We start from the raw sequence: 4,239 nt of genomic DNA on the forward strand, positions 1-4,239 counted from the left end.
ATAGATTGCAGCGATGGGCGCGGACTTGATCATGTGCCGATGCATAAAGGACTTTATCCGCACCTGCAAGCAATCTGAAATGGCTACTTCGGGGAGCTGCCGAGCCTTTGTCGCGACGATTTTGCAACTGACTTTTGCACCGTCGCAGAACTCAACTTTTGCGACAACATCTCACCAAGGCGTCCGGGCTCTAGAAAAAAGTCCCCCTCCCCTGTTGCGGTCACTATGCATTTTTATATAGTCACCGTAGTCACCGTAGTCACAATGGTCACGGAGGCCAGAATGCAGTCTGCTCCAAAAGAGGATGCCAACTGGACCGTCGCTCGGGCCAAGGCGCGGCTGTCGGAACTCATCGAGCGTGCGCAGGCGGCGCCGCAAACGATCACGCGCAACGGTAGGCCAAGCGTCGTTGTCGTCTCCGCCGAGGAATGGCAACGCAAGACGGTGCGCAAGGGTACGCTTGCGGAGTTTCTGCTGGAGTCGCCGCTACGCGGCGCGGAACTCGACCTTGAGCGTCAACGCGATGAACCGCGTGATCTGCCGCTGTGAGGCTACTGCTGGACACGAATGTCCTGTCCGAGGTGACAAGGCCGGCGCCGGACGCACGCGTTCTGGAATGGCTGGACAAGCTCGACGAGGATCGCTCGTTCATCAGCGTGGTGTCGATCGCCGAAATCCGGCGCGGCGTTGCTCTCATGGGCGAGGGTCGGAAGCGTGAGGCGCTGGCCGAATGGCTTGCCCGAGACCTGCCTCAGCGTTTCGAGCAGAGAGTCCTCCCCGTCGACGAGCCGGTTGCTCTGGCCTGGGGCGATCTGATGGGTCTTGCGAAGCGCCGCGGCCGCGGGCTGACGTCAATGGACGGATTGATCGCAGCCACAGCGATTGCCCAGGAGCTCACTCTGGCAACGCGTAATATGAAGGATTTCGAAGGCTTCGGAATAGAGCTCTTCGATCCGTGGACTGCGTGAATCGCCCAGCACCTCATCCCGAATGCTCGAAGCGAATTTCGAAAAAGAAGTGTGGGTTTGCTCTCGTACCCTTTGCTGAAAAATGTTGTGACAGAGCGCATGGAATGCCACGCGCTTCAAATCGGAGTAGCCATCCGGGAAGCCTGTAGCCCTTTGAAGCGCATGTCCGGCAGCTATTCATAGCGTGGATGACTTTGATCGAAACAAACGATTTCATAACTCTTCGGAAATCTTGCATGGACAAAAGCACGTCCCGCACCGATCACCCATCCAAAGGAGAAGATCTTCCATGCGCCCTGACGTGCAGTGGAGGTCGTGCCGAGAAATGAGTTGCAACTGGCCGACCATGTCGGCGGTTCGACGCTAGTCGTCCCCCAATGTTCCTGAGCTGCGAAGTCTTGCAGGCGAGCCAGCTGCCCAGCGCGTTTCTGCTTGTGGCAGGCTTATTGCCGCAGGCAGATCAAGTCGGCTCGTCTGGGCAGCGGATTGGAGACCCGGCCGGCAGCGCTACCATACAACATCAGCGCACTTTACATCTACGCGGTATTGCCGTGCTTCCAGTCGGTGCCATGTTTGGCCGACGCATGACGCGATGCGGCCTCCTGCACAAGCGAAGGCATTATCGGATGTGCGGCCGGGAAGCAGGCGGACAGTGCAGCACGTGTCACTCGCCTGTGCGACGGTCTTTCGGGGAATGAAATCGGGCCAGTTCACGGCGTGGTATTATTCGTCAACAGCCGCCCCTTCGCAAGGATACAGGCACCCCGCGTCACAAGTTCGTGCTGCAGATGAAAACGGCATCGCCGGCATGCAAGTCAGCAGCCGCTCAAGATTCGGATCCAGCCAAACTCCCGGCGTCATGGAACGGCAGGCGCCACGATCGAAGCATCTCATGTTGATTCAGGCGGACCCCTTATGAGGCGTTCTTTGATGCCGGTGATGCCTGACAGGCGGTTGCAGCTGCAAGCGACAATGCGGCCTATTTAGTTGGAAACGGAGGCAGGCCAATTTGGCTTGCCCGTCACTATGTGGAGAAAGAAATGCTGTGTCTAGGAATTAGCGGCGGACTTGACCAAGTCCATGAAAACCGATTCGAGCTTCGGAACGCCTTTATGCACGATGGCGCCGCGGTGCTCGTCCGAGACGGACGGGTGATAGCAGCCGTCGAAGAGGAACGCCTCAATCGGATGAAACACTCCAACAAGCTCCCAATTCGTTCGATTCAATACTGTCTGTCAGCGGCGGGGGTTCAGCTCAACGACATTGATCGTGTCGCGCTCTACGCCAGCGAGCCCTATGCCAACGCCATGCTTGAAGGTATGTCCGCATCCCACCCGGACATTCTCTCCATTCCGTTGGATGCTAAAACGTTGGTGCAGGATCTGTTAACGCGTGAGTTCGGCACTAAGTTGGACAGTTCGCGTATTTCATTCGTAAGTCATCATCAGGCGCACGCCGTGAGCGCCTTTGCAATGTCGGGCTTCGAACAAAGTCTCATTCTAGCGATTGATGGCTCTGGTGATTTCCTATCGGGCCTCTTGGCGGTAGGGTCTGGCACAGAAATTACGCAACTCGAGGCTTTCCCCGAGAACAATTCTCTTGGGCTGTTTTATCTCGAGACGATCCGCTATCTCGGCTACGGCTTGTTCGACGAGTATAAAGTAATGGGACTCGCGCCCTACGGCGACCCCGCTCCCTATCGCGAGCTCTTCGAGCAGTTCTACGAGCTCTCCGCCAACGGCGGTGGCTACCGTGTTCACCTCGACCGCATCGGTCCGGCGTTGCTCCGCAATATCGAGGTCAGGCGAAAGGGAATGCCCTTCACCCAGCAGCATCGAGATGTGAGTGCGTCACTGCAGGAAGCGCTTGAGCGGATCGTGTTCCACATTCTCCGGCATCACCGTGAGGCCACCGGCATGAAGCGGTTGTGCCTGGCGGGGGGGGTGGCCCACAACTGTACGATGAACGGTAAGCTGCTGTATTCAGGGCTTTTCGAAGACATCTTCGTGCAACCCGCGTCTCACGACGCTGGCTGCGCATTGGGAGCTGCGCTGATAGTCTCTAACGAGATGGGCCGCCCCGCGCCGTGTGAGCGACTGCAGGAGGTCTATTGGGGTCCTGATCTCGGGAGCGAGCGCGCCGTGCAACAGGAACTGAATGCATGGGCCGGACATCTCGAGGTTGAACGCTCTGATGACGTGGCAAGCAGTGCAGCCGACTGGATCGCCAACGGCGCCGTGATCGGCTGGGTGCAGGGTCGTTCGGAGTTTGGGCCACGTGCGCTGGGCAACCGCAGCATTCTTGCCGACCCTCGGCCCGTCGCAAACAAGGACCGGATCAATGCGATGGTCAAGAAGCGCGAAGGCTATCGGCCCTTCGCGCCATCTGTGCTGGAGGAGGATGCGAGCGAATTTTTCGACCTCCCGGACGGTAGGCACGAATTTCCATTCATGAATTTCGTCGTTCGCGTGCGTGACTCAAAGCGCGCCTTGCTCGGTGCCATCACGCACGTCGACGGTACCGCTCGCCTGCAAACAGTATCGCGCAACGCCAATCCCGCGTACTGGGAGGTCATCAATGCGTTCAAGAAGCGCACGGGCACTCCAATTCTGCTCAACACGTCCTTTAACAACAATGCCGAACCGATCGTGGATTCGGTTGCAGACGCGATTGCTACCTTTCTGACGACAGAGCTGGATGGACTTGTGGTCGGGCCCTTCCTGGTAAAAAAGCGGGCTGCAACGCTGCAGGATTGGACTGCGCTTGCGGTTTCGTTGCCGCCCTATGTGTCCCTCCATCAAACCCGCGCTTACAAAGCGCCAGATCGTCGGGAGACTCACTGCGAGATCAGCACGACCCACTTCAGCAGTGACAGTGTGCGAATTTCACACGACTTGTTTAATCTGCTGATGCGGATTGAAGGCGAAGCCATGTTGGGAGATCTCCTCAATACAATTGCGCCGGATCAGGCTAAGCGTGACGCTGTGATGGAGGGCCTGCGACGACTGTGGGAGCAGCGCCTCGTTCGGTTGCATCCCTCACAAGCTGCTCGCATGGATCAAGACTGCGATCAAACGCTGGACCAGCATAACAGGCTCTCAGCGTGATAGCGATGCCGCTATCCAAGCTCCGCGAATAAAGGTGTTCATCGACGCCGCCTGCCCCCGCCACCCGGGGCCGCGGGGGCCGTGAAAAACATGGTGGTTTATAACAATAAAATTTGTCCGCCCCGCCCCCCCCAAAAAAAACCCCAGCGCGGGGTCCAATTTTA

General features: G+C 57.9%; 3 protein-coding genes. All 3 read left to right on the forward strand.

What is annotated here, in order from left to right:
- Positions 1-282 precede the first annotated feature (282 nt).
- The 3 genes from NKI47_RS34590 to NKI47_RS34600 all read left to right on the forward strand — a co-directional run bounded on the left by NKI47_RS34590 (position 283) and on the right by NKI47_RS34600 (position 4,075).
- Positions 283-549 carry a type II toxin-antitoxin system prevent-host-death family antitoxin gene (locus tag NKI47_RS34590; protein ID WP_352596261.1) on the forward strand — a complete coding sequence of 89 codons (267 nt, stop codon included), beginning with the start codon at positions 283-285 and terminating at the stop codon, positions 547-549.
- On the forward strand, positions 546-968 hold the full coding sequence (locus NKI47_RS34595; protein ID WP_352480554.1) for a type II toxin-antitoxin system VapC family toxin: 423 nt from the start codon (positions 546-548) through the stop codon (positions 966-968). Before NKI47_RS34590 ends, NKI47_RS34595 begins: the two co-directional genes overlap by 4 nt.
- Positions 969-2,008: 1,040 nt before the next feature.
- Positions 2,009-4,075: a carbamoyltransferase family protein gene (locus tag NKI47_RS34600; protein WP_352596264.1), complete on the forward strand. Its 2,067-nt coding sequence runs from the start codon at positions 2,009-2,011 to the stop codon at positions 4,073-4,075.
- The last annotated feature ends 164 nt before the right edge of the window (positions 4,076-4,239 follow it).

This window comes from Mesorhizobium sp. M0633 (assembly GCF_040320645.1).
Classification (GTDB): domain Bacteria; phylum Pseudomonadota; class Alphaproteobacteria; order Rhizobiales; family Rhizobiaceae; genus Mesorhizobium.

What these genes read in the sequence shown, in the direction of transcription:
- NKI47_RS34590 (WP_352596261.1), top strand. Translation starts at nt 283, where the DNA reads ATGCAGTCTGCTCCAAAAGAGGATGCCAACTGGACCGTCGCTCGGGCC.
- NKI47_RS34600 (WP_352596264.1), top strand. Translation starts at nt 2,009, where the DNA reads ATGCTGTGTCTAGGAATTAGCGGCGGACTTGACCAAGTCCATGAAAAC.